This is a genomic window from Nonomuraea fuscirosea, from assembly GCF_003001935.1.
Taxonomy (GTDB): Bacteria; Actinomycetota; Actinomycetes; order Streptosporangiales; family Streptosporangiaceae; genus Nonomuraea; species Nonomuraea fuscirosea.
Genome location: NZ_PVNG01000040.1, coordinates 36,318 through 58,082 on the forward strand (window position 1 = coordinate 36,318; position 21,765 = coordinate 58,082).

Sequence of the window (21,765 nt, forward strand, 5' to 3'; positions counted from 1 at the left end):
AGAAGTGCGCTGAATCAGACTTCTGGCGGATCGCCCGCCGCACCGCCCGCAATCGGATCATCTCCACCAAGCCGCAGGCGACGGCAACCGGGTGGCCCAATTCCACCACCGGTACGCCGAGTGCTCGCTGCGGTCGCGGTGCACCACCGCCAGGAGCGGCCGCAATCTCGCCTGCGCTACTTCGGCATGATCAGGAACAACGTCTGGCTCCACCCCCGCGCCACCACACTCAACCTGCGCACCTTGATGAACCTCGACCTCACCTGGACCCACGACGTTCGGCCCCCGGCCGGCGTCTGATCACCAGCCAGAGCAACCGGCTCAGCTCCTCCCACCCGCGCACTCCCCGCGCGGCACCCGGCGGTCGGTCCCCGCGGCAGTTCGGTGCCGTCCAAGACGCTTGGCCATACTCCTCATCCGCCTGGGCGTGGCCCCGCCCCGCTCCCGGCCCCGGACCTCCATGGACAACCCGCACGTCGAAGCGAGTTTCAAGTCGCTGAAGTACTGTGCCGCCTTCCCAGGCCGGTTCCGCTCGATCGAGCACGCCCGCCTCTTCTGCCAGGGGCTCTCCACCTGGTACAACCGGCTCCAGATCGGCCACCACCATCCCCTCGACGTGCACTACGGCCCTGATCAATCTGACAGGTTCCGGGCGTCTTTGTGCTGCCATTCCTGCCACGCTTGGGCGAGCGCGGCCATCCCATCGGGGAACAGTGCCCTGCCCATGCCGAACCGCAGGTGCTGTCCAGCATGCTGGAACATCACATCAGGAGCCAGCAGCACACCGTGACAGTCGACCAGCCAATCGGAGAACGCCTGCGCCTCTGTCGCCGTCAGCCACGGGTAGGCGCAGGTTCCACCTACCGGTGGCACCCAGTCCCACCCAGGCGTGGATTCCACGAAGGAGGCCAGCGCCCCTGCATTGGCGCGGACCAGGCTGTTGGCCCGATCCATGAGAGCAGGAGCCGCTTGCAGGCCCGCGATGGCGAGGACCTCGCTCGGTGCGCTCGTGGCCAGCGTTGTCCAATAGCGGTAGTCCAGCAGGCGCGCCGTTACCGCTGCGTTCTGCGTGACTGTCCAGCCGATCCGGACTCCGGCCATGCCCAGCACCTTGGACACGCCCGTAACCGAGATCGCGTTGGGCGTCAGCGCGGCCGCGGACTGGAGCCGACGCTGCGGCTCTAGTTCGATGCCTCGGTAGATCTCGTCGCTCAACAGGAGGATCTCCGAGCCGTCCACCAAACCCAGAAGCTCCTCAAAAACGGACGCTTCCGGCAAGGCTCCCGTGGGGTTGTGAGGAAAATTCGCCACGATCAGCTTGGTATTCGGCCGCAGCGCCCGCCTGACCTTGTCCACGTCCAATTGCCAACCGTCCTCCCGCCGGAGGCGGATTTCGGTGACCTCCGCCCCGATCGCACGTGGCACATCGATCAGCAGCTGGTACGTGGGCCCGATGATCACCACGTGGTCCTCAGGACTGAGGATGGCGTTGAGGAGCACGTACACCGCCTCGGTGGCGCCCGCGAAGACTTGTACCGCCGATCCTGATGAGAGACCGGATGAGTGGGCGGCCAGCTCCCTCAACAGTGGGTGACCCGCGGAGTCGGTGTAGCCCAGGGTCAGGGACTCATACCACCGACGTGTGCCCTCCGGCGCGACCTCCCACAGCGCACCCAGCGACAGTCCTTCGGTATCTGATCCGGTCAGGTTCACCCGGCACGTGAACTCATGCTTGGCGAACATGCGCTCGATCAAGAACGGAGGAAGCTGCATGTCGCGATCCTGTCTGCTGGTAGATGCGTCGACTTAGCGGCTGATCCTAGCTCTAGGACGCTTGGTGTAAGCAGGTCATCCTCGCTGAGGATTCGGGAGAGCTCAGTGGATGGCGCTATGCAGCAGCGTCGGACTCCGTGCTGATCCGCCGGGGCCGAGACGATGCCGAACACCGCCATGCGGGCGAGGTTGACGGCGGCGGCCAGGGGCGAGAAATCGGTGTCATCTTGGATATGTCCCGGACCCGGGCGTGGCGTCCGTCATGCCGCCGTACCGTCCTACGCGCGATCTTGCGTTCGACCTTCGTCCGGGTCGTCCGGTAATGGGCCAGCCAGTCCGGATCGGCGCTGTTGGTCCGACCGCAGGAGGCGGCATCACCATAGGCCCTCGGCCTTCTCGTCCCGCCCAGCGAGGATGCCGGTCAAAAACTGGGCGGCGAGGCTCAGCATCGCTGATGTTGCCCGCGGTCATCTTCGTGGTAGTGATGATCTCCTGTTGGATCTTGGGCGATATGCTCCGGGCACACCCCGAACAACGGTGCGAGCTGCCGCATCGTCAGGTTGGTGCGGTAGCCGACGGCCACCAGCAGCAGCCGCTCCGGCAGCGCAAGACACCCAAGGATGCCCTCTTCCACGCCCTTCGCCAGGGCTCTCACCGCCTCGCTCCCCCATCACCCGCAGCAGTCGCTTGACCGGCTCATCCGCAGCCCAGCGAAGGTCTTCACCCCAACGGATCAGCGCGCGAAACCACATCCATACGCGGAAGTTGCCCGCCCAACCACTTTCTGCGACAACTCTGAGGCCGGTGAGTTTGATCCGCGCCACACCCGCTCTGCAGCCACCGTCTACTGGACAGACCCGCCGGTTTTTTCAGGACAGGTTGAGGCATAAACCAATCGTGAACGGCCGACTACTGGTAGACAGGGGTTCGGTCGGCTGCTGGAGGGGTCCGCCGCGCAGAAATGGCGGGACTGAGTCTTCGAGCATGTGCGGTCCCAGACCCGTCATGTCGCTGACGATCGAAATCTAGCTGGAGGGTCACCCTGAGCGGCCCGCCGGCTCGATCCGGCACCGTTTCGCTTCCGTCCCAGTTGTGCTGCCGGGGTGAGGGGAGGGGGTCTGGCGTGGATGGCAAGCCGCTGTTCAGGATTGCGCGGAGGCTGAGGGGCCGCGGCGTATGCGGGATGCGGCGGAGCGGGGTGGTTGGGTGCGCATGTGGTCACGGACGCGGGTCATGATGGCGCCGAGGTGGCGGACGTCCTCGTCGGCGAGCGGGTCGAATAGCAGGCGGCAGGGGAGCTGGCCGTGGCCGGACAGCACGTGGTCGAACCGGGCGCGGCCGCTGTCTGTGAGGGTGACGAGGGTGGCAGGTTCGTCGTCAGGTGAGGTCGCCTGCGGCGCGTATGTGCTGCTCGACGGCGTGCTGGAGCAGGCCCACGGCCTCCAGGAGCACGAAGCAGGCCTCTAGTTGCGGGGGTTCGAGGGGCGGAACGTCACCAGGGCCGGCCGCCACGGGATCGGGCGCTGGGGGTCGGGTACCGTCATGCCCCAGCCTATGTGTTTCGAGTCCGAAGCGCTGTGTGACAGAGAGGTCCCCTGCATCAGCAAGGCGCCTGGAGGGGCGAACTCGCTGGAGCGTCCCCGTGGATCGACGCAAGCTCGGCATGAAGCGGGCCGTGCCGGTGGAGGGCTACGGCATCCCGCCGGGCAGGGTGCTGACCCTGGCCAACCGCAACGACTCACCTCTCCTGGTGCCCAACCTCGACCGGTTGGAAGATCTTGGCCCGTTACTCGACAACATCACTGTTCACCTGGACGCGGGCTATGACTCCGACAAGACCGGCGACCTGCTGAGGCCGTGATCTCCAGGCGAGATCGCTCGCAGGTGCGTCAAAGGCCCGGTGCAGGTGACTCAGCGCTGGCACATCGAGCGGATCAACACCTGGGCAGAACGCCATTACCCGGCTGGCGCGCTGCTACGAACCGTGGACGCGCGTCGTCGAGCGCTCTTCGACTTGGCCGACACCATCATCACCGTCCGTAGCATCATCCGCGCTCGGACTTTCCACCGCTGGAACGAACGCCCTACCAGGCGACCATGATCCCGCGCCCGTTGCGCGAGCTTTAGCCCGGTTGCTTGATGCTCTCGATGATTCTGGCGAAGCCTTCCTCTCCGTGGCCCGCATCAATCTGGCGTTGGATGAGCCACTGGACCATGGCGACTACCTCGGTGCTGATGCCCTGATCCGAACTGGCGGCCAGGAGGTGATTGAGACTGGAGAACGTGAGGCTCTGTTGCCCCTCGACGGTGTAGTCCCCGCCGTCGATGACTGCGGCGAACTCTTGGAAGGCGCCGGTCATCGCGGTCAGTCAAGGTGTGGCCATGGCAGCGAACCGGCTCGCCGTCACGCCGGCCGGCGTCACCATCGCGGCGCCGTGCATGAACCCGGCGAACATGACGTACATGCCCGCGAGCAGAGCGAGGTCGTAGAGGGACGCCAGCCCGGCATCCTCCCCGGAGTAGGTACTGGTCCCCCTTAGGTCGAGCAGCGGCGTGCACTCGTTGAAGACATCGGCCGATCCGCTGTCAGCCGGCCACCCTGGCTCGCCTGATCACCGCCGCCAGACTGCGCTGGCCGGTGGAAGAGAGCCTTCAGACCGGCCAGGACCTGTCCGGCCTGGAAGAGTCCCAGGTCCGCCTGCACGAGGCGTTGCTGCAGCACCTTGTCCTGGTCATGGCCGCCTTGGCCGTCTGCGTGGTCACCACCGCCACGACCCGGCACCGCACCGACACACAGGCCACACCACCCACCCGTCCCGACCAAGCACCACCCACCGACCCCGGCCCGATCCCGCTGACGGTCGTAGAGATCAAGCGCCTGTTCAACGCCGTCACCAGCCACACACCAACCCTGGAACAGGCTGCTCACGGGTCAGCCTGGCGACGCCGCCATCAAGCACGCACCCGCTGGTTCCATCACCGCACCCACCTGAGCACCACAAATATCCAGCTCAACTAACGAATGGCGACTGTCGCACTAGGGCTGGAGGCAACGGGGAACGGCCACCCGCCGGCAAGGACGAAATTCTCGCTCACAAGGTCGAGAAGAATCGCCAGGCGGCCTCCTGGTCTCCCTTGACGTCCGTCGGCAACGCCTCCTTGGGCGGCGCCTGCCTGACCAGTGTGGCCAGTGTGGGCAGGTCTGTGTCGATCACCACATCCGGATGCGCAGGGTCACCACGCTCGATGGTCAGGAAGCCTTTGTCAACCTTCACGCTGAACAGGTCCTGCGCCAGCCGGATCGCCATCACCATTGACAGCGCGGGATCGGCCTCGGGGCGGAAACGGCTGCGCATCGCCAGCATGAGCGCGTCCACGCTGGAGGGTGTCTCTCGATCCCGTACGGGCGAGCGTCTTCCCCAGCGACCCAGGTGGATGAGGATCGGCTCGAGATCCTTGCCCCACTCCGTGAGTTCATAGACCCACACGGTGGCGGGAGACCCGTATTTGCGACGGCGTATGACGCCCGATTCCTCCAGGTCCTTGAGCCGCAGCGACAGCGAGTTAGAACTGGCGGCGGGCAGGCCTTCCCGCAGGTCGGTGAAGCGTTTGGGGCCGAGCAGCAGTTCTCTGACGATGAGCAGCCCCCAGCGTTCACCGACGAGATCAAGGGCATGCGCCGCCGCGCAGCCGTCGCCGTACTTCCGCCTTCCTGTCACGGAACCATTCTATCGAAAAAGTACCGCTCAGTTGCTTTTTAGGAGCAGATAGTCAAATAATACAAGCAGCAATTCAAGGAGGCACGGCCATGGCCCTCGACGTAGGCCAGCGCTGGGTGATGTCCCTCTCATCCCTGGCTTCGTTCATGATTTCGCTCGACAGCCTCGTGGTGACGACGGCGCTGGGCGCGATCAAGCGAGATCTCGGGGCCTCGCTCGAACAGCTGGAATGGACGGTCAACGCCTACAACCTGACCTTCGCGATGCTCCTGCTGACCGGGGCCGCGCTGGGTGATCGCTGGGGAAGGCGCCGCGTCCTGGCCGCAGGGCTGGCCGTGTTCACCCTCGCCTCCGCCGCCTGCGCCCTGGCACCGGACGCGGCCACGCTGATCGCCGCACGGGCGGCTCAGGGAGCCGGGGCGGCCTTCGTCATACCGTTGGCGCTCACACTTCTGTCCGCGGCCTTTCCCCCCGAACGCCGCGGCAAGGCGATCGGCCTGTTCAGCGGTGTGACAGGACTGGCGACGTTCATAGGGCCCTTCCTCGGAGGTGCCATCGCGGCAGGGCCCTCCTGGGAATGGATCTTCTGGATCAACGTGCCGATCGGGCTCGTCACGATCGTCTTGGTGCTGTTGAGGATCGAGGAGAACAAGGGACCCGACAACCGACTGGACGTTGTCGGCCTCCTGCTGGTCACCGGCGGCGTTCTCGGGCTCGTCCTGGGACTCGTGCGTGCGCCCAGTACAGGATGGGATGACAGCGAGGCGCTCTTCCCGATGGCGACCGGCGTCTTGCTCCTCGCAGCATTCGCTGTCTGGGAACGGCGCGCCACCGTGCCGATGATACCGCTGCGCTTCTTCGCCATCAGGGCCTTCACCTCGGCCAATCTGGCGAGTTTCGCCTTGTTCGCCACACTCTTCGGGATGTTCTTCTTCCTCGCTCAGTTCTTCCAGTGGTCCCAAGGAGTCGGTCCCCTGGAGGCGGGGCTTCGCCTGCTCCCCGCGACGGGACCGGTGATGATCGTCGCACCACTGGCCGGCATGCTCGCCGACCGCATCGGCGAACGGGTGTTCATGGTCACCGGGCTCATCCTCTGGGCAGTGACGCTCGCATGGCTGGCACTCATCGCCGAACCCGCCCTGCCGTACTTGTCCGTCCTTCCTCTGCTCATCGTCGGGGGATGCGGGGTTGCGATGGCAACCCCGGCGGCTCAGAAGGCGGTGGTGGCCGCAGTTCCACCCCACGAGATCGGAAAGGCCTCAGGTGTGATCACGACGTTCCGTTACCTCGGCGGCGTGTTCGGGGTGACCGTGCTCGGCACCATCTTCGCCACTACGGGAGGGTACGGCTCACCACAAACCTTCAGTGATGGGTTCGCCGCCGCGATGGGCGGCGGAGCCGTCATAGCCCTGGCCGGCGCGGTGGCAGCGTTCGGGTTGCCGGGTAGAAGGTCAATCAGCCCGCCCTCAGCACAACCGAAGGCCGGCGCGAAGACCCCTGTGGCATGACGCCGATGTCCCACGCCGCGCTCCGGGCAGTTCAGGCGTCACCTGCGCGTCGTTCATCTGTTCGTCCGCGCCTAGTACTCCAGTGACACTTCGCGATCATGGTTCGGATCTGCGCTGGTAGTGGCAGTGCCGGGCGGTGGCCTGGTGGCGTCGGCGCCAGTCTGACCAGCGCAGAAGATCCGTGACGGAGCGGTGCCGGGTCAGCACGAGTGCGGCGAGCAGACGGCGGATCTCGGGCAGGGTCAGCGGGATGCGGTCGTCGGCGGTGCTGGGTGGCTGGCGGCGGCGATGGCCGTCAGCACGGCCAGGGCGAGCAGAGCCAGGGTCATGTGACGGTGCCAGGCCGTCCAGCCGCGCATCTGGTAGTGGTCCAGGCCGACCTGGCCCTTGGCAACCTGGAAGGACTCCCTCCACTGCCCACCGGGCTCCTGCGATCTTGACCAGGGCCATCAGCGGCTGCCGAGTGGGCGCGTAGCAGCGGTAGAACGCCAGCTCGCCGGTGGTCAGGTTGCGCCGGATCAGCAACCACCGACAGCCCTGGGCCTCGCCTTCGTCTCCTTCGTCGATTCGGGCCCAGGCATACCAGCGCGGCCCTTTGGCTCCCTGGCCGGCGCGATAGCGGTGCCAGTGCCGGTCGGCCACCCGGGCTGCGACCTCGGCTGCGCTCACCTGGACGCCCTCAAGCTCGACACGCCGGTTGCCCGCAATGGCCAGCACGATCCCATCCGGCGCTGCTCCAGGGCAGTGCGCAGGCGCGGGTCCTGGCCGTAGACCTCATCGCCGATCAGCCAAGGAGCGCTCACTCCCGCCTCCAGCGCGGCCGGGCACCATGGCGGTGGCCAGCGCGGGCTTGTGGCGAAGCCGGTCCCGTCCGGGACGCCGGCCGCCCGGCAGCGGCCGGGATCGGCCAGCCAGGTGTGCTCCGGCAGGCAGAGCCGCCGGTCCAGCAGTGCCCGCCAGGCCGGGGTGGCGTAGGCGAGGAACACGCCGACCGGGGCGTTCTCGATGCGGCCCGCGGTGCCGGTGTATTGCCGTTGCACCCCGGCCGATCCGGTGCCCTTTTTGACGAAGCCGGTCTCATCCACGATCAGCACACCGCCGGGGCCGAGCCGGTCGACGACGATGGCCCGGACATCATCGCGCACCTGATCGGCGTCCCAGCGGGCGGTGCCCAGCAACCGCTGCAACGTCTGTCGGCCCGCTCAGTCCAGCGTGTTCGGCCACGTGCCGGCAGTTCTTACGGTCAATGTCGGCCAGCAGCCCGCGCACGTACGCGGTCGCGGCGCGGCGGGGCGGGGCGGGGTTCGACGCGGCCGAACCGGCCGGCGATCCGGGCCATCAGCTCGTTGAAGATGACCATCAAGCCGTCAGGGTCTACGCTGTGGCTCGCGGCCACCGCACGATCATTGGTTGTCTTCATAAACTCCGAATGATCACGCGGTAGCCGTCGCATGTAACCCCAACGCTTCAAGATCGCGAAGCGTCTGGAGTGGTCGGAGCGGGTGACCAGTCCGATCAGGTGTCCTTCAGGATCGGTGAACTTGCCGATCTCGATGCCGGGCTGAAGCGGATCAGGGCCCTGCATCCGGGTCTCGCCCAGGCTTTCGGCCTGCTGGAGGGCGATGTCGACGTCGTCTACCTCGACGAAGACGGTTACATGCCCCGGATAGCCCTCGTCTCGTTTCGGACCCCGCCACGATGGCGAGGGCTGATCGGGCACTCTGCTGATGGCACCGGCGATGCCGCCACCGTCCCCCCGCGCCTCGATGGCCGAGATCGCCACCCACGCCGGTGTCGGCGTCGCCTCGCTCTACCGCCGCTTCGCCTGCAAGGACGACCTGGTGCACCATCTGTGCCTGAACGCGATGACCGCCATCACAGCCACAGCGCAAGCCGCCCTGGCCACAGCAGACCAGGACCCGTGGAATGCCTTCAACGACTTTCTGCACACCGCACTCACCGTCGGCGCCGGATCCCTCACCCCCCTGGCCGGCACCTTCCACGCCGGCCAGACACTCAACAACGCCGCCCAGGACATGTACACCGCCGTCGGCAACCTACTGGCCCGCGCACAGGCCGCAGGAGCCGTCCGCAACGACATCACCGCCCGCGACATCTTCCAGATCTTCGAAATGCTGCACGCCATCTACACCGGCGACACCACCCGCCGCGAGGCTCTTCGCCGTCGCTACCTTCAGCTCATCGCCCCCGCACTGGCCGCACCCGCCGCCGCACCTCTCACCGAACCACCCCCCACCTGGCAGGAGACCATTGCAGCATGGAACCCTGCTCACACAGACCACCCCTGACTGCAGATGAAGCGGCCACCCGAGGGGGACTGTACAAAGAACGGCTCTGTCTCTTATCCGGTGGTGGCGGAGCGTTAGCCCATGGAGGCGGTGGCGGAGCAGCGCGAAACTGGCTCGGCCGTGCATCTGGCGCATGATGCGTTTGGTCTTGGTGTTCACTCCTTCGGTGCCGCCGTTGTGGAAGGGCAGCGTGACGGCGTCGCGGGCGGCGTCGCGGTCCTGGTCGAGGCCACGGGTGAAAGCGTGCAGGTGAGGCAGGTCGGCGGCGCGGGCGCCGGCGATCCAGGCGTCGAGACGGTTGGCGTTGTCTTCATGCGGCCGCAGGAGGCCGGCGAAACCGCGGATGAGCCCGGCCAGGTCGGTCATCTCGGGGCAGGCGGCGGTGAGGGCGTCCAGCAGGCGCCGGTGCTCATCCTTGAGGTGATCGGGGTGGGTGAGCAGGAGCCGGGCAGCGCGGCGAGGCGAGATGGGCAGCCGGTCGGCTTCGACTCTCGTCCTTGGGTGATGTCGCGGTAGAGCAGGTTGAAGCTGCCTGGGTAGCCGAGGGCTTTGATCTCGTTGAACAGGTGCAGGATGGGCACGGCGGGGTCTTCGGCCCGGCGGCGTTTGAGGTGGTCGCGGTAGGGATCGACGAGGGTGGGCCGGTAGGCGGGGGCGCGTTGGAGGCGTTCGGGTTCGGGCACGCGGGTGTAGCGTTTGACGGTGTTGAGGCTCAGGTTCAGGCGGCGGGCGCATTCCAGCAGGCCGACGCTCTTGCCGAGCAGGTCGTGGACGTGGTGCCGGCGTTCGCGGGTGGTCTGCGCGCTTGCCGTCGGTGATCGGCGGGCTGGCTTTGGCCCAGCAGGCGCTGTGGGCGGCCACTTCTTTCAGCACGGCCTCGCCGACGTTGTGCCACAGGTGCCAGCGATCAGCGACCTGGACGGCGTCGGGCAGAGTCCGGCGGATCGCTTCGGCGTAGGCGCCTGACCCGTCCCGGCAGACCACCTGCACCTCGGAATGTGCGCGCAGCCAGGCCACCAGCACGTCGATGCGTCGGCGAGTCTCGGCATCGATAAGCACGGTGGCATAGCGATGCCGCCGGCGCAGCGCGAAATCGTCCACACCCAGCACTCGAAGCACCGGTAACCGCGGCAGCGGCAAACGCAGCAGCAGCCGCAGCGCGGTATGCCGCGATAGGCGGACGGCCAGCGCGGCCAGCACCCGTGTACCGGCGCGGCCGGCCGGCTCACGCACCACCGCGCCGACCTGCGTACTCAGGCGGGACGTGCGACGCTGATAGCGTTCCAGCACCCCCAGGCACCTGTTCGCGGAAGGTCTGCCGGCAGCCGCGGGTCGGACAGACCAGGCGGCGGACTTGGCGTACCAGGGCGTCGCGGGGGTGCAGCTGCAGGCTGCGGCCGTGCTTGCTCATCGTGCAGCCTTCCCGTGACGGGCAGGAGCGGCAGGCGATGCCAGAGACCAGATGGCGGGTGGCGGTGATGTTCCGGCGACCCCCTGGGATAGGTAACCGTGCCGGCGCTCTCGTCAACGGCAAAGTCGCCGATGGTGAAGCCGCAGGCGACGGCGGGGCGCAGCGGCGTGGGCTTATGGTGACGCTGTGCCCGGCGGTGGTCAGCGTGGCACGGGCCTCGCCGTGGCGGGGCCGGTGACAGGGCCGGTGGACGGCGCGCTCAGCAGGTCCACGCCAACCATCGCCTCATGGTTGCCGGCGGTTTACGACTACTACGCCGAGTCGGGGGCGGACGGAAAGTCCCAACGTCTGCATGACCTGCTACGCGAAGCAGGTCCGGGAGAGCAGGTCCGGGAGAGCAGAGGGCGTGCTGCCGTACCTACCGCGACGATCATCGATGCGAAATGCGCTTTCTGCCGGGCTCCTCTAGTCACGGAAGCGGCAGAGGGGCCCTTGGCTCCGTATGTCCGACCAGCAATGATAGGGGGCCATGAGGATCCGGAGCTGCAGCGCCAAGGAGGAGGTGCGGCAAGGACGAATGGCAGGATAAGGACGAATATAGACAGTTAATGGCCTGGCCTAAACGCCCAACATGGTGAAGATTCTGTACGTCAAATTGCAACCAGAATCGGAGGGACCCATGAAGCGTGTCCTCATGGCTATGATCGCGGCCGCACTGGTGGCCGGCGGGGTCGGTGCTGCGGTCGTCGCACCGGCGAGCGCGGACTCTGTGCACATCACCGCAGGTGAGACGCCCGACAACCGCGACATGTAACGACACGCGAGGAGCCGCCCGCTCGACCACTCTCGCGTGGCCAGGCGTGCTCGATGTGGTCTCTGTATGATGATCAGGACTACAGCCTGACCGATGGCCCCGGTGTGCTGCTCGCTCTCCACTCAGTGCTGCCGGCAGCTTCGCCGGTGAATGGGCCACGACGACAAGAGCGGCAGGGATCATAGGAGCCGTCGCGCCGTTCACGGTGCCGCGAGGTGTGCAGTAGATGACGGCGACTGCGCGAGGTGTGCAGATAGGCGGCACAGCAATGTGCCGCCTATCTTGGCATGACTTCCTGCCTCTGAGCGATGGCAGCCTCTGCTCCCACGTACGCTGCTTCATGGAACCGCCCGTAGGCACGGTGCGGGACCAGCGCAACCGCACCCACGCCACCTTCGGGACCTGCACCTCGCGGTGGACATGACCCGGCCCGACGTTGCGCCAATCCGAGACCCGGCAGTTGGCTCCTGGGCCGGATCGACGCCCGCGAGCACTCCCTGTCCAGCCAGCTCGAGCAGCCCCAGGCGGAGATCGACACTCTCACCGCACGTCTGGGCGAGTGCAGCCGCAGGTCGAGCATCTGCGAATGAGCCCGCAAGATCCTCATCTCCCTCGCCGAGGAGACGCCCGTCCGGCCCTGACCGGGCCGCAGGGCAGCCTCCGCTCGCGGAACCGTCAGAACGTAGATCGGGGCGCCGTCTGGGCGGGCGGCGCGGATGGACTTCAGCGCAGCCCAGGTGTGGTCGCTGCTTTTGCGCCGGTGGTTGATGCCCCACAGCAGGTCATCGCCGACGGAGTAGCAGCCGTGGAAGTAGGTGACGCCGTGGGTACGGCGGCTGGTGGCCGGCAGCCGGACCGGCTCGCCCTGCGGTGCCCAGCCGGAGCCGGCGGTGGGGCGAATACCCAACGGTCCGAACTCATCGAAGGCGAAGGTGCGCTCGGGCCGCTGGGCGAGGGCGTATTCGATGCGGTCCAGCTTGGCCTCGAAGTCCGGGTCCAGGGACTCCTTCCAGGTCTTGGTGCGCTGGAAGGTGATCCACCGGCGGGTCAGCAGGGTGCGTAACGCTTCCTGGCCGATGGTGATGGCGCGTCCGGGAAGGCGGTGCAGATAGTCGAGGAGTTTGCGGATGGACCAGCGGGTGAAGGGCTGGCCGAGCTTGGCGGGTCGGGTGGTGGCCATCTGGGTGATGAACTCTTCGTCGTCAGGACTGAGCAGGCGGGGACGGCCTCCCGGCCCACCGAGGGTTTAGGCAGGCCAGCCCAATGCCGGTGAGTTAAGGCATCTACGCTGGTGAAGGTGCCTTTCTCAAGAGTTTGATCTTGTAGCTGGCCTTGGTGGCCGGTTTGCGCAGTGTCACGCTTCTTGGTCGGGAAGGTGTTCTTGGCTGGCTTCTTGACGCGCTCGCACTGACGGTCGCGACGACGTGGAAGCAGGTCGTCGAGAATGTCGCGGACAGCGTTGCGGCGGGCTTGGGCGGGTTCTGCTGATGCGCTAACCGCGTGGTCGCGGGCGACGCGGACCGTCACAGTGAAGGAAACGCGGTCCGGGTCAATGCCGACGGCCAGGGCCGCTTCGCACTTCAGCGTGCACAGCGCTTGGTAGACGGCGAGCAGCGCGAACAGTTCCTGGCAGACGAGTTCCGGAAGCTTGGAGCGCAGGATGAACGCCGCCTCCGCGGAGTCGGGTCTTGAGCTCGCCGTACCCGTTCTCGATCTCCCAGCGCTCGTGATAGACGGCTGCGATCTCGGCGGCGGGCGCTTGTTCGTGATCGGGAAGGGTGGTGACGAGCCGGAACGGTTCGGTCCTCGTGCGGCCGTCCGCTGTCTTGATCGTGACGGTGTATTCGATGTATTCGATGTATTCAATGATCCGGACGAGGTGGCCGTGCGGTGTCCGTCCAAGGCTGCGGCCGTGTGCTCGGGCGATGCCGCGCCGCCGGTTCTCAGCAGGGGTGGGCATGATGGACGACAGGAACGACCCGTCCGGCAGGATCTCGACCGCGGGGAACACCAGGTTCTTCTTGATCCGCCACAGCATGTCGGATCCGGTCGCAGTGACCATGCCCCACAGTTCGTGGCCGGCGAAGTTCCGGTCGGCCAGCAGGAGCATGCCCGCGTTAAGCGCGTGCAGGAGCCTGCGCGCGAGCTTGTGCTCGCTGGCCTTGGTGACACCGTCAAAGGCGGCATCGATCAGCGCGTGGGTGCCGCATTCGATCAGCGCCAGCAGCCGGACCTGTGGATTTCCGCCCTGTGTGACTCCGAACTCGGCCGCGTTCTCGGGGGTGTCAGCCGCATCCAGGCCGGTGCCGTCCCCAGCGACCAGGCGCAGCCCGAACGCGAAAGCGCCCTTCGTGCCCGGTCCGGCCAGTGGCCCGCGCCGCCGATCGAACAGCAGCCCAAAGGGGCTTGGACCCGAGCCGCTGCCTGGCCTTGGTCAGTGCCGAACTGGTCGGCAACGCCAGCCCATGCAGATGCCGTAGGCCGTTGGTGAGCCACCTCATCACCGACCGGTATCCCGGCGGTGCCGCGCTGCCTGCGCCGCTGAACAGGCATAACCCCACAACGAAGGACACCACCGCCCGCGCGGGCAGCAGCCGATGCCGCTTCTCGCGACAACCCGACAGTTCGACAACCTCATCGACGAACTCCGGCGGGATTTCCTCGGTCAAGACCCCGAGCCCGACCGAGCACATCGGCCGATCCAGAGCCTCCTCTACGGATGATCTGGGCGTGGCAAACTGAGCGAGCAACGAAGCTCCTCGGAAGGAGGATAAAGCGATCTTGGTCGACCGCTGTCCTATCGAGGGCTTCGTTGCTCAGGCGAGCCGACGCACTATCCGTCACCGAATCGCGACGATCCGCGCTGAGGCCAGCTACGCCTAACACCAGCAAAAGCACTCACCACCTGCGCAAATGCCTTAACTCACCGGCATTGCAGGCCAGCCCCACTTCGTTGAAACGGTGGATCACATCGCGCACGGTGTCCTCATCGGCCAGCACCGACGGGCGATGACCGGGACGGTGTTGCCGCCGGCCGAGGCCAGCAGGATCATCTTCCGCCAGTAACGCACCGCGCTGGTGGTGCTGAGCCGCGCGATCCGCTGCAGTTCCTGCCCTTCCTGATCCGTCAATCTGCTTCACACTTTTGACCATAGCGAAAGGGACCGGGCGATGGGAGCACAGGTCTTCGGCTGCCCTGCCGGGGTCCATGAGTGCCTTCCCACCTGGCGAGCCCAGTGTTTCGGGCTCTGATCACCGGAGCCAGGTTCATACCGGCGGGGGAACGAACCGTCAGCGATCCCGGGCGCCACCCAGTTGTCGTAGTGCCCCGCGTTCTACGCTTCACGGAGAGGCTTCCGCCGATCGCTGTCGAAAGCCGCTCGGATCCGGGACACCCTGCCGAAGCTCGAGATGTGCGAGCCTTCGCCGTCGTCACTGACAGGCTTGCGCATGATGCGGCCCAAGGGTCTGCCCGAGGGAGAAGCTAAGCATGCTGGACGGATGTTTGATGCAGGCGTATCCGGTCTATGGGCGCGTCGTGTGCACCCTCTCATACAGCGGCCGGACGATTTGGTTGGCGAACTCGGTCAAAGTGGTGGGCGTGGTATTTGATTCGGAGCGCGCCTCTCCAGCCCAGGGGATGCCGTCGTTGAACGTGCGGGCCGTCTCGAGCACTGCGTCGATGAAGCTGGCGGACATACCTGCCGCGAGCATGTCCCGCTGTGCCATCTCGAAGGGAATCTGCAGGTAGCGTAGGTCCGGACGACCGATCGCAGTGCCGAGGATCCGGGTGGCTTCCACCATCGTGTAATCCTGCGCGCCGAGGAGCTCGCGCACACGCGGCTGGGTAAATGTCGACTCGGTCAGCGCACCGGCAGCGACCCTGCCGATGTCCGCTGCGGCGATCATCGGCGTGGCGAAGTCTGGCCGGAAGGGCGTGGCGTACAAGCCGGTTGCGGCCTGGTCGACGAAGCTGAGGTTGAGGTGGTTCTCCATGAAGAAACCGCCCCGCAGGTAGACGCGTTCAGGGATGTCGAGGCCGTCAAGATGTCGTTCCGCGATGGCGGCGCCCGTGCCACTGCCGATGTTCGTGCCTATTCGGACACTGGTGCCGCTGAGGAGGACGACGCGGCGCAAAGCGGCTTTCTCAACAGCGTGGGCGAGCGTGGCGGCCATGGCCTCCTCGCGCCGGTGCAGGTCATGAGCGTGTTGGTCGAAGGGGATCATGAGGAAGGCGCCGTCGGCTCCGTGGAACGCTTCCACCATCGCGGCTGGATCGTCGAGGGATATGCCGGTGCGGCGGGACACCGGGCGGACCTGATGGCCTTGGCGTGACAGAAGGTCTGCCACGACCTTGCCTACCGCGCCCGTGGCACCAACGACTACGTATGTGAACGAATGTTCATGCATAAGGATACTCCTGAGGTGTGCTGGGTTGGTGTTGGTGGTCAGTTATTTGTCGAGCATGACGCCGCCGTCGACTGCGACGACCTGGCCGGTGATGAACGTGCTCGTCATGAGCTGGAGGTAGGCCGGGGCCCGCCTCAGGCACGGTGGCAATCCGGCGCAGGGGTACACGCTCGGCAAAGCCTGCCTGCACGCCCTCCACAGCTCCGACGTCAGGCCCCTCCAGAACGCAGTCCGGGTTCCCCTGAAGAGAGAAGCAACGGCGTTGACCTGGCGGTCGGGCGCCATCTCGTAGGCAGGCATTCGACGAGAGCGCCGCGACCGAGATTGGCGACGTAGCTGGCCGAGCTGTCCTGGGTCCGTTCACCGGCGCCGGAGGTGAAGCTCAGGCCGTCCCCAGTGCGGAGCACGCCGGCGACATGCCGTGCGATGTGTGAGTTCGTCCAGAACGTCGAATAGACGATATGACGCATGGACTCCATGGCCGAGGTCGGGAACCCGCAAGACGGAGTAGTGAGATGGCGACAGCGGCCACTGCGGTTTTGTTGTGCCGCGTCCAGGATGACACTCGCGCTCACGGAGAGCTCCTTGGCAGCGTGTACCAGCCGGTCCGGCTCTCGCGCGATGATCATTACGTCGGCACTGAGCTCCCCGGCTTGCCGGGCGATCTCTCGGCCGATACCGGCGCTTCCGCCGATCATGGCGACGGACTTGTCCGTCACCGGCGTGGAGTTGGTGTACATGAGAGTGGATCTCTCCGGAGCGTACAGCTCCAAGTTCGTGGTCTCGGCATGATTAGTACGAAAAATGAACTACCATATATATATACTGTAGTTCTTGCTATTATGAAAGGATGGATGGGAAGCGCATCTACGATGATGGCTGCGGCATCGCGCACGCGATGAACCTGATCGGGGAGCGCTGGGCAATTCTGATCATCCGCGAACTGCTCCTCGGCCCCAAGCGCTTCACCGACCTGCGCTCCGGGCTGCCTGGCATTGGGCCCAACATGCTCTCGCAGCGCCTGCGCGACCTGGAAGCGGCCGACGTACTGCGCCGCGCTGCGCTCCCGCAGCCCGCCGGGTCGCGCGTCTACGAGCTGACAGCATGGGGAGCGGAACTGAAGGAGATCCTGGCCGCGCTGGGGCAATGGGGGAACCGCACACCAGTGATCAAACCTTCCGGAAGGGTCAGCGCTGATTCATTGATGCTGGGGCTCAGAACTGGATTCCGCCCGGCAGGCGATCAATCAACAACTGCGACATTCGAGATCGGCTTGGGGGAGGATCGCTATATCGTGACCGTCGCCGACGCCCGGATACAGGTGGAGCGGGGCATAGCTCCCGCCCCGGACACGGTCCTGCACACGGACACCGACACGTTCAAAGCCATCATGAGCGGAGAGGAGAAGCTGTCGATGGCCCTGCAGGCCGGCCAAGCGACCGCAGCCGGAGACCTCCAGGCGTTGGAGCGGTTACTCGCGTGCGCCGGCCCCGCTCCTTCACCGGCAGATACGCCCTCCTCGTCCTCGCGCGACGAACCTGCCCAGGCGACCAGTAGTGGATGATCTTCAGGCTGAGCTGCACTCGTCACCGCCGTGACTGCACCTGTCGGAGAGTGGCGACGGTGGGGCTACATCGAGAGCAATAGTCAAGATCTGTGGGTCATGAGGTTCTAGGCGGCTGGGACGGGTGATTCGGTTGGGCGTTCGACGAGTTTGCCGTTGAAGCCGGGCCTTCGCCATCGCCGGCACCCGCCTGCGCCGGCGCGTGCGAACCACCGTTCCCGAGCCGGCCGCCACCCCGGTGCCGGACCTGTTCACCCGCGACTTCACCGCTGCAGAGCCGGGCCACACGTACATGGGCGACATCACCTACCTGCCGCTCGGCGACGGGACCTTCCTCTACCTGGCCACCGTGCTGGACTGCTTCAGCCGTCGGGTGGTGGGCTGGTCGATCGCCGATCACATGCGCACCGACCTGGTCGCCGCCACCCGCAACGCCCGCCCCCGCAAGAGTCTCGGCTGGAGAACCCCCGGCTGAAGCCTTCAACGATCATCTAAACTCGCTCCTGAGCAGCAGCGTTGCGACGACCCCTTGAACTCAAGGCCGCTTTTTTCAGGAAGATCACCTTCTCGCGCAGCTCGGCGTTCTCCCGTTCCAACTCCCGGATCCTGGCCCGCTCCGGACCCGAAACCGCCTGCCGCTCCTCCTGCGCACTCGCGATCCGGTGCCGGTTCACCCAGCTGCCCAGCGTGCTGGCGTTGATGCCGAACTCGCGCGCCACCGACGCGACCGTCCGATCGCCCTCCAGCACCATGCGGACGGCTTCTTCCTTGAACTCCGGCGAGAACTGCCTGCGACGCCTTGCCACGTACCTACCTCTTCCAGACTTCTGTCAGCTTATGTAGCCGACTGTCCGGAATCTGCTGGGCACCTCAGACCGACTAGCCTGACCCTGGCTGCATGACACCCCACCGCGTGTCCACTTCCGTGGGGAAAGGCCCCACCTCGATCGCACCCGCTGGTCAGCACGGTGCGGGGTTGGTGGTGGCCGTTGCGCACGACCAGGCGGCGGCCGGCCTCATCACGCTCGTCGGCGAAGGCGGCGATAGAGGCGTCGACCCCGGCCTTGAGCGCTTCGGCGAGCATCCGGCGGGCGCCTTCACGCACCAGCTCGTCGATCAGCGCGGGCGAAGCGCCGGAAGCGGACGCGTCGCGGTCACCGCCAGCGGGGTCAGGGACCACGGTGACACAGATGTGCCTTCCCGACCGACGTTGGCGCGTCGGGCATGTCTGGAGAACTCACATGATCATCGGGAAGGTACACCCCTTCCCGACGGATCCACAGATCTCAAGCATTGCTCACGCGAATCTATCCCTTGCACATCTCATGCTCGTTGCACTAGGGCGATGCCTCGTGGACGACGAGGAGGTGACGCGTCCCGGCCAAGGTGATCACGGTCGCGAGGTCAAGCGGGTAAAGGCACGCCGGTAGATCACTTCGATGCTCACGCCTCGTCCAGCCAGGCGGTCGGCCACCGTCAGGGCCTGGTGCAGGATCAGCTGGGTGGCCACGATGGTCAGGTGATCGCCGCGGCGGGTGACCCCGCGCCTTGCCGACGGAATCGGTGTCACCTTCACCGGCCTCTTGACGTTGCACAACGCCTTGTTCTCGAAATCGCTGGATGCGGGCTCCGCGGATGAACGCAACCCGTTAGTGCCGACGCAGCTGGCACGTGGCCTGAAGCGGGCCAACATGCTCATGCTGGAAGGTACTGCGTGCCACCGCACCAGCCCCTAAGCGCTCTTCTGCACGAGGATGCTCGACCGCACCGAAGAAGTCGACGCCTGGTCACACACCCCCGACAGCCAGAGCGGGGCGCAGGGCGTACCAAACCTTAAGCTCGGCGTGAGGTACCCGCGCCGGTGAGTAGGCGAGTTCTCTTCCACGATGAGGAGGGGTGCGTCTGCGGCCAACGGGGAACTCAGGCGGGGTGCGCGGTAACGGTGACAAGGTTCCACTGGTGGTCGTCGGGCACGCTGGAGCCGACGATGACGGGGCCGGGGGCCGTGGCCGGTTCGGTTAGACGTTGCACCCAAAACGTGTCGCCGACGTCGGTGTTCACCGTCTCGCTGACGATCGATTGGCCAGGCAGGAGGGTGCGTGGCACGGCACCGTCCCAGTCGTTGCCGACGGCGAACACCAGGGAGCCCGCATCCGCTCGGGCGACGGCCTGGGGTGCGGTCCCGGAGCCGCTGGCCTTGCTGAAGGTCACCGAGCGACTTGCGCCGCTCAGCACTGCGACCGTGATGCTCGCGGCGTATCCGCCGGTACCGAGACGTGCTGTGACGACACAGTCAGTGAGAGGCTTATAGCTGACGGCATAGTACGCCGCAGCGACGCCGTCTTGGTCATTGGCGTGATTGTCGACCCTTTCCCCACCGCTGCCCAGCCAGCTGAGGCCACACCCATTAACGCCAAAGACTGTCTGTCGGGAACCCGCAGGACCGTCGGCGGCCACGTACGCGACGACTACTTGCGGGGCCGTTCCGCTGGTGGCAATGGCAGGAGCGGCGATGGAACTGACGCCGTTCTCGCTGGTGCTGACTACCCGATCAACCGCGACGCCACTGACGGCCGATACCGGCATCGGCGCTGCGACAACTCCCGCCAGCGCCAGCACGGTTGCCGCCACCATCGGGGCGGGCCGCAGCCGCCGGGACGAGCTCATGCCGGACAAGGATGCCATCTGACCTCTTTCTGGCTGACACAGTGATCAGCTGCGCTGCTTCGGTATCGCTCGCAGCGAATCCCGGCAGGGCGGCGCGGAACCGTTGATGATGAGGCGCTTCCTGGAGTGGCACTCTGCCTCCCAGGCATCCCCGTGATCAAGATAGTCGGCTGCCAATCCCCGCGGAATCCTGCCATCTGCGTCGGGTGTATTAGCCGACGCGTGACTGCTCTGGACGTGCTCACCCGGTCGCTACGGGCTCTGCCCAGCAGCGGCGCCCCTGGGACGATCGGGATCGCCCATCCCGAGAGTCGCCCGCCGAGCACATACTCGTGACAGGTCTGCGGGAACGCTGTGGAGTCACGCGACTGTCAGGGGAGACACCCGCGTCGAGGCCCAATGGCGCACGTCCACCGTGTCGAGTGGAGGTTCGAGGACCGCTTTGCCACCTCCACCCACGCTGTCGGCGAGTTCGACCGGTCCCGCGAGGTCGTCCCGGCCGACGGGAACTCGAAAGCACGGACCGGATCGCCGTCGTGGATCCACGCGATGTGCGCCGCCGGCCACCAGAGCGTCGAGCCCGAGCCGCGCCGGCCGCGCCAGGACCTCGAAGATCCCTATGCGATCTCGACGCTGTAGGCCCAGTAACCCGGAACGCCCGCTTCGCCACCGCCGAGCTGATCGGACGGGGGCGATCACCTCCCCTCCACTCAGACCCTCCAATCCATCACAGCCCGCAGGGCCGGGGTATTGCGGCAGTTGACGCTTCGCCCGGCCAGACAGACCACGATGCCGCCGCCGTCCATTTCCGCGGCCCACGGTCCCAGCGTCTCGCCGTCCCAGCGGAACTCACCCCCGCGCCGGCTCCCCAAGACGTCGAGAACGGCCTGGTGATGTGGCTGGCGGGCGCCGACCTCGACCATTCGGTCAGCAGAATTTCACATACGGCCTGCCGGGCAAGTACCGAGCCCACTCCGCCTCGGTCAGCCCCCGGCCAGTCCCGCGCGCACTATCTTCAGCAATGACCCGACGGTGGTGCGCAGGCGGGTCAGCTGGCCGCCAAGGCCCACGGTCACGATTTCACCGGAACCGGAGGCGAACGCGATAGAGTACGCATAGTCGACCAGTTGATTCGCAAGGCCGACCCGCCGCCCTTGCCGCACGTCCCGGCAAGGCCAGGGGGCCGATCCTGGGTAGCGAACGCGAAGTGCCGGTTGTCGGGGGAGAATGCGGTTGTGCCGGCCAGGTCTCCGGGTCGGTCCAGGCACCGACCCGTTCGCCCGTCGTCGTGTCCCAGATGCCCAATCTTGCCGGAGAATGCGACCGCCACCAGCGGGCGAAGCGGCTTGCTCTCCGCCACGTCAACCAGGCGACGGCTGTCTCTTTCCAGGCCCGACAAGATGTCCGTCGGCGGCGACGGTCCAACCCATGAACGAACTCGGCCGTAGGACTCGCTTCAGCACCTGGCCGCCGGGCCGGTGTCTGGACGCGGCGAGAGCAATGCTTGAGACCTGTGGATCGGTCGGGAAGGGGTGTACCTTCCCGATGATCATGTGAGTCCTCAAGACATGACCGACGCGCCAACGTCGG

19 protein-coding genes and 8 pseudogenes are annotated in these 21,765 nt (G+C 66.3%); 10 read left to right on the top strand and 17 right to left on the bottom strand.

Annotation, left to right across the window (positions count from 1 at the left end):
* The first annotated feature begins 120 nt into the window (after window positions 1–120).
* Window positions 121–300 carry a hypothetical protein gene (locus tag B0I32_RS57135; RefSeq protein ID WP_146178675.1) on the top strand — a complete coding sequence of 60 codons (180 nt, stop codon included), beginning with the start codon at window positions 121–123 and terminating at the stop codon, window positions 298–300.
* Between the two features lie 127 nt (window positions 301–427).
* A pseudogene (locus B0I32_RS61935) lies at window positions 428–574 on the top strand (hypothetical protein); the annotation flags it as partial.
* A 59-nt stretch (window positions 575–633) separates the two neighbouring features.
* On the opposite strand, the gene B0I32_RS53190 reads toward B0I32_RS61935, so the two are convergent.
* Window positions 634–1,773 (bottom strand): aminotransferase class I/II-fold pyridoxal phosphate-dependent enzyme, encoded by a 1,140-nt coding sequence (locus B0I32_RS53190; RefSeq protein ID WP_106252896.1) that lies wholly within the window; start codon window positions 1,771–1,773, stop codon window positions 634–636.
* Between the two features lie 523 nt (window positions 1,774–2,296).
* A pseudogene (locus B0I32_RS59345) lies at window positions 2,297–2,402 on the bottom strand (transposase family protein); the annotation flags it as partial.
* Between the two features lie 1,013 nt (window positions 2,403–3,415).
* Here B0I32_RS59345 and B0I32_RS53205 point away from each other — a divergent pair.
* Complete coding sequence (locus B0I32_RS53205) at window positions 3,416–3,634, top strand: hypothetical protein (protein ID WP_106252898.1); 219 nt, start codon at window positions 3,416–3,418, stop codon at window positions 3,632–3,634.
* A 262-nt stretch (window positions 3,635–3,896) separates the two neighbouring features.
* On the opposite strand, the pseudogene B0I32_RS59350 reads toward B0I32_RS53205, so the two are convergent.
* Window positions 3,897–4,238 (bottom strand): annotated as a pseudogene (locus B0I32_RS59350) (imine reductase family protein).
* Window positions 4,239–4,411: 173 nt separating this feature from the next.
* On the opposite strand from B0I32_RS59350, the gene B0I32_RS53215 reads away from it, so the two are divergent.
* Window positions 4,412–4,792 carry a hypothetical protein gene (locus B0I32_RS53215; RefSeq protein ID WP_106252900.1) on the top strand — a complete coding sequence of 127 codons (381 nt, stop codon included), beginning with the start codon at window positions 4,412–4,414 and terminating at the stop codon, window positions 4,790–4,792.
* 73 nt (window positions 4,793–4,865) lie between these two features.
* Here the strand turns inward: B0I32_RS53215 and B0I32_RS53220 are convergent, their stop codons facing one another.
* Window positions 4,866–5,492, bottom strand: coding sequence for a winged helix-turn-helix transcriptional regulator (locus B0I32_RS53220; protein WP_106252901.1), 627 nt, complete (start codon window positions 5,490–5,492; stop codon window positions 4,866–4,868).
* 89 nt (window positions 5,493–5,581) lie between these two features.
* On the opposite strand from B0I32_RS53220, the gene B0I32_RS53225 reads away from it, so the two are divergent.
* A complete protein-coding gene (locus B0I32_RS53225; RefSeq protein ID WP_219912497.1) occupies window positions 5,582–7,000 on the top strand; it encodes an MFS transporter in 1,419 nt (472 codons plus the stop codon).
* Window positions 7,001–7,096: 96 nt separating this feature from the next.
* Here the strand turns inward: B0I32_RS53225 and B0I32_RS53230 are convergent.
* Window positions 7,097–8,360, bottom strand: a pseudogene (locus tag B0I32_RS53230) (IS701 family transposase).
* Between the two features lie 406 nt (window positions 8,361–8,766).
* Here B0I32_RS53230 and B0I32_RS53240 point away from each other — a divergent pair.
* Entirely contained in the window at window positions 8,767–9,309 is a 543-nt protein-coding gene (locus tag B0I32_RS53240; RefSeq protein ID WP_181308794.1) for a TetR/AcrR family transcriptional regulator, read from the top strand.
* A gap of 144 nt (window positions 9,310–9,453) precedes the next feature.
* On the opposite strand, the pseudogene B0I32_RS53245 reads toward B0I32_RS53240, so the two are convergent.
* Window positions 9,454–10,599 (bottom strand): annotated as a pseudogene (locus tag B0I32_RS53245) (ISL3 family transposase); the annotation flags it as partial.
* 752 nt (window positions 10,600–11,351) lie between these two features.
* Here B0I32_RS53245 and B0I32_RS57140 point away from each other — a divergent pair.
* Window positions 11,352–11,534, top strand: a complete 183-nt coding sequence (locus tag B0I32_RS57140) for a hypothetical protein (protein ID WP_146178676.1) — start codon at window positions 11,352–11,354, stop codon at window positions 11,532–11,534.
* A 676-nt stretch (window positions 11,535–12,210) separates the two neighbouring features.
* Here B0I32_RS57140 and B0I32_RS61515 read toward each other — a convergent pair.
* The 6 genes and pseudogenes from B0I32_RS61515 to B0I32_RS57145 all read right to left on the bottom strand — a co-directional run.
* Window positions 12,211–12,796: pseudogene (locus B0I32_RS61515) on the bottom strand (helix-turn-helix domain-containing protein); the annotation flags it as partial.
* A gap of 287 nt (window positions 12,797–13,083) precedes the next feature.
* Complete coding sequence (locus B0I32_RS53255) at window positions 13,084–13,929, bottom strand: IS4 family transposase (protein ID WP_106252906.1); 846 nt, start codon at window positions 13,927–13,929, stop codon at window positions 13,084–13,086.
* Window positions 13,820–14,227 carry a transposase domain-containing protein gene (locus tag B0I32_RS61940; protein WP_106252908.1) on the bottom strand — a complete coding sequence of 136 codons (408 nt, stop codon included), beginning with the start codon at window positions 14,225–14,227 and terminating at the stop codon, window positions 13,820–13,822. Before B0I32_RS61940 ends, B0I32_RS53255 begins: the two co-directional genes overlap by 110 nt.
* A 205-nt stretch (window positions 14,228–14,432) precedes the next feature.
* Window positions 14,433–14,675 carry a hypothetical protein gene (locus B0I32_RS58525; RefSeq protein ID WP_245956695.1) on the bottom strand — a complete coding sequence of 81 codons (243 nt, stop codon included), beginning with the start codon at window positions 14,673–14,675 and terminating at the stop codon, window positions 14,433–14,435.
* A gap of 384 nt (window positions 14,676–15,059) precedes the next feature.
* On the bottom strand, window positions 15,060–15,944 hold the full coding sequence (locus tag B0I32_RS53270; RefSeq protein ID WP_106252910.1) for an NmrA family NAD(P)-binding protein: 885 nt from the start codon (window positions 15,942–15,944) through the stop codon (window positions 15,060–15,062).
* 209 nt (window positions 15,945–16,153) lie between these two features.
* Complete coding sequence (locus B0I32_RS57145) at window positions 16,154–16,684, bottom strand: SDR family oxidoreductase (protein ID WP_146178678.1); 531 nt, start codon at window positions 16,682–16,684, stop codon at window positions 16,154–16,156.
* 110 nt (window positions 16,685–16,794) lie between these two features.
* Between B0I32_RS57145 and B0I32_RS53285 the strand changes: the two genes are divergently transcribed.
* Together B0I32_RS53285 and B0I32_RS61945 are read left to right on the top strand one after the other, a co-directional pair.
* Window positions 16,795–17,508: a winged helix-turn-helix transcriptional regulator gene (locus B0I32_RS53285; RefSeq protein WP_106252915.1), complete on the top strand. Its 714-nt coding sequence runs from the start codon at window positions 16,795–16,797 to the stop codon at window positions 17,506–17,508.
* A 163-nt stretch (window positions 17,509–17,671) separates the two neighbouring features.
* Window positions 17,672–18,041, top strand: a pseudogene (locus tag B0I32_RS61945) (DDE-type integrase/transposase/recombinase); the annotation flags it as partial.
* Here B0I32_RS61945 and B0I32_RS53295 read toward each other — a convergent pair.
* The 4 genes and pseudogenes from B0I32_RS53295 to B0I32_RS57150 all read right to left on the bottom strand — a co-directional run bounded on the left by B0I32_RS53295 (window position 18,000) and on the right by B0I32_RS57150 (window position 20,193).
* Entirely contained in the window at window positions 18,000–18,314 is a 315-nt protein-coding gene (locus B0I32_RS53295; protein ID WP_106252916.1) for a transposase, read from the bottom strand. The pseudogene B0I32_RS61945 and the gene B0I32_RS53295 overlap by 42 nt on opposite strands.
* A gap of 149 nt (window positions 18,315–18,463) precedes the next feature.
* Window positions 18,464–18,688 (bottom strand): annotated as a pseudogene (locus B0I32_RS60690) (IS256 family transposase); the annotation flags it as partial.
* 210 nt (window positions 18,689–18,898) lie between these two features.
* Window positions 18,899–19,207 carry a hypothetical protein gene (locus tag B0I32_RS53305; protein ID WP_146178679.1) on the bottom strand — a complete coding sequence of 103 codons (309 nt, stop codon included), beginning with the start codon at window positions 19,205–19,207 and terminating at the stop codon, window positions 18,899–18,901.
* Between the two features lie 221 nt (window positions 19,208–19,428).
* A complete protein-coding gene (locus B0I32_RS57150; RefSeq protein WP_146178680.1) occupies window positions 19,429–20,193 on the bottom strand; it encodes a hypothetical protein in 765 nt (254 codons plus the stop codon).
* Between the two features lie 381 nt (window positions 20,194–20,574).
* Here B0I32_RS57150 and B0I32_RS53315 point away from each other — a divergent pair, with 381 nt between their 5' ends.
* The gene (locus B0I32_RS53315; RefSeq protein WP_106252921.1) at window positions 20,575–20,814 is read left to right on the top strand and encodes a hypothetical protein; all 240 of its coding nucleotides are present in this window, start codon (window positions 20,575–20,577) and stop codon (window positions 20,812–20,814) included.
* 71 nt (window positions 20,815–20,885) lie between these two features.
* Here the strand turns inward: B0I32_RS53315 and B0I32_RS53320 are convergent, their stop codons facing one another.
* A complete protein-coding gene (locus B0I32_RS53320) occupies window positions 20,886–21,098 on the bottom strand; it encodes a hypothetical protein (RefSeq protein WP_106252922.1) in 213 nt (70 codons plus the stop codon).
* Window positions 21,099–21,765 lie beyond the last annotated feature (667 nt).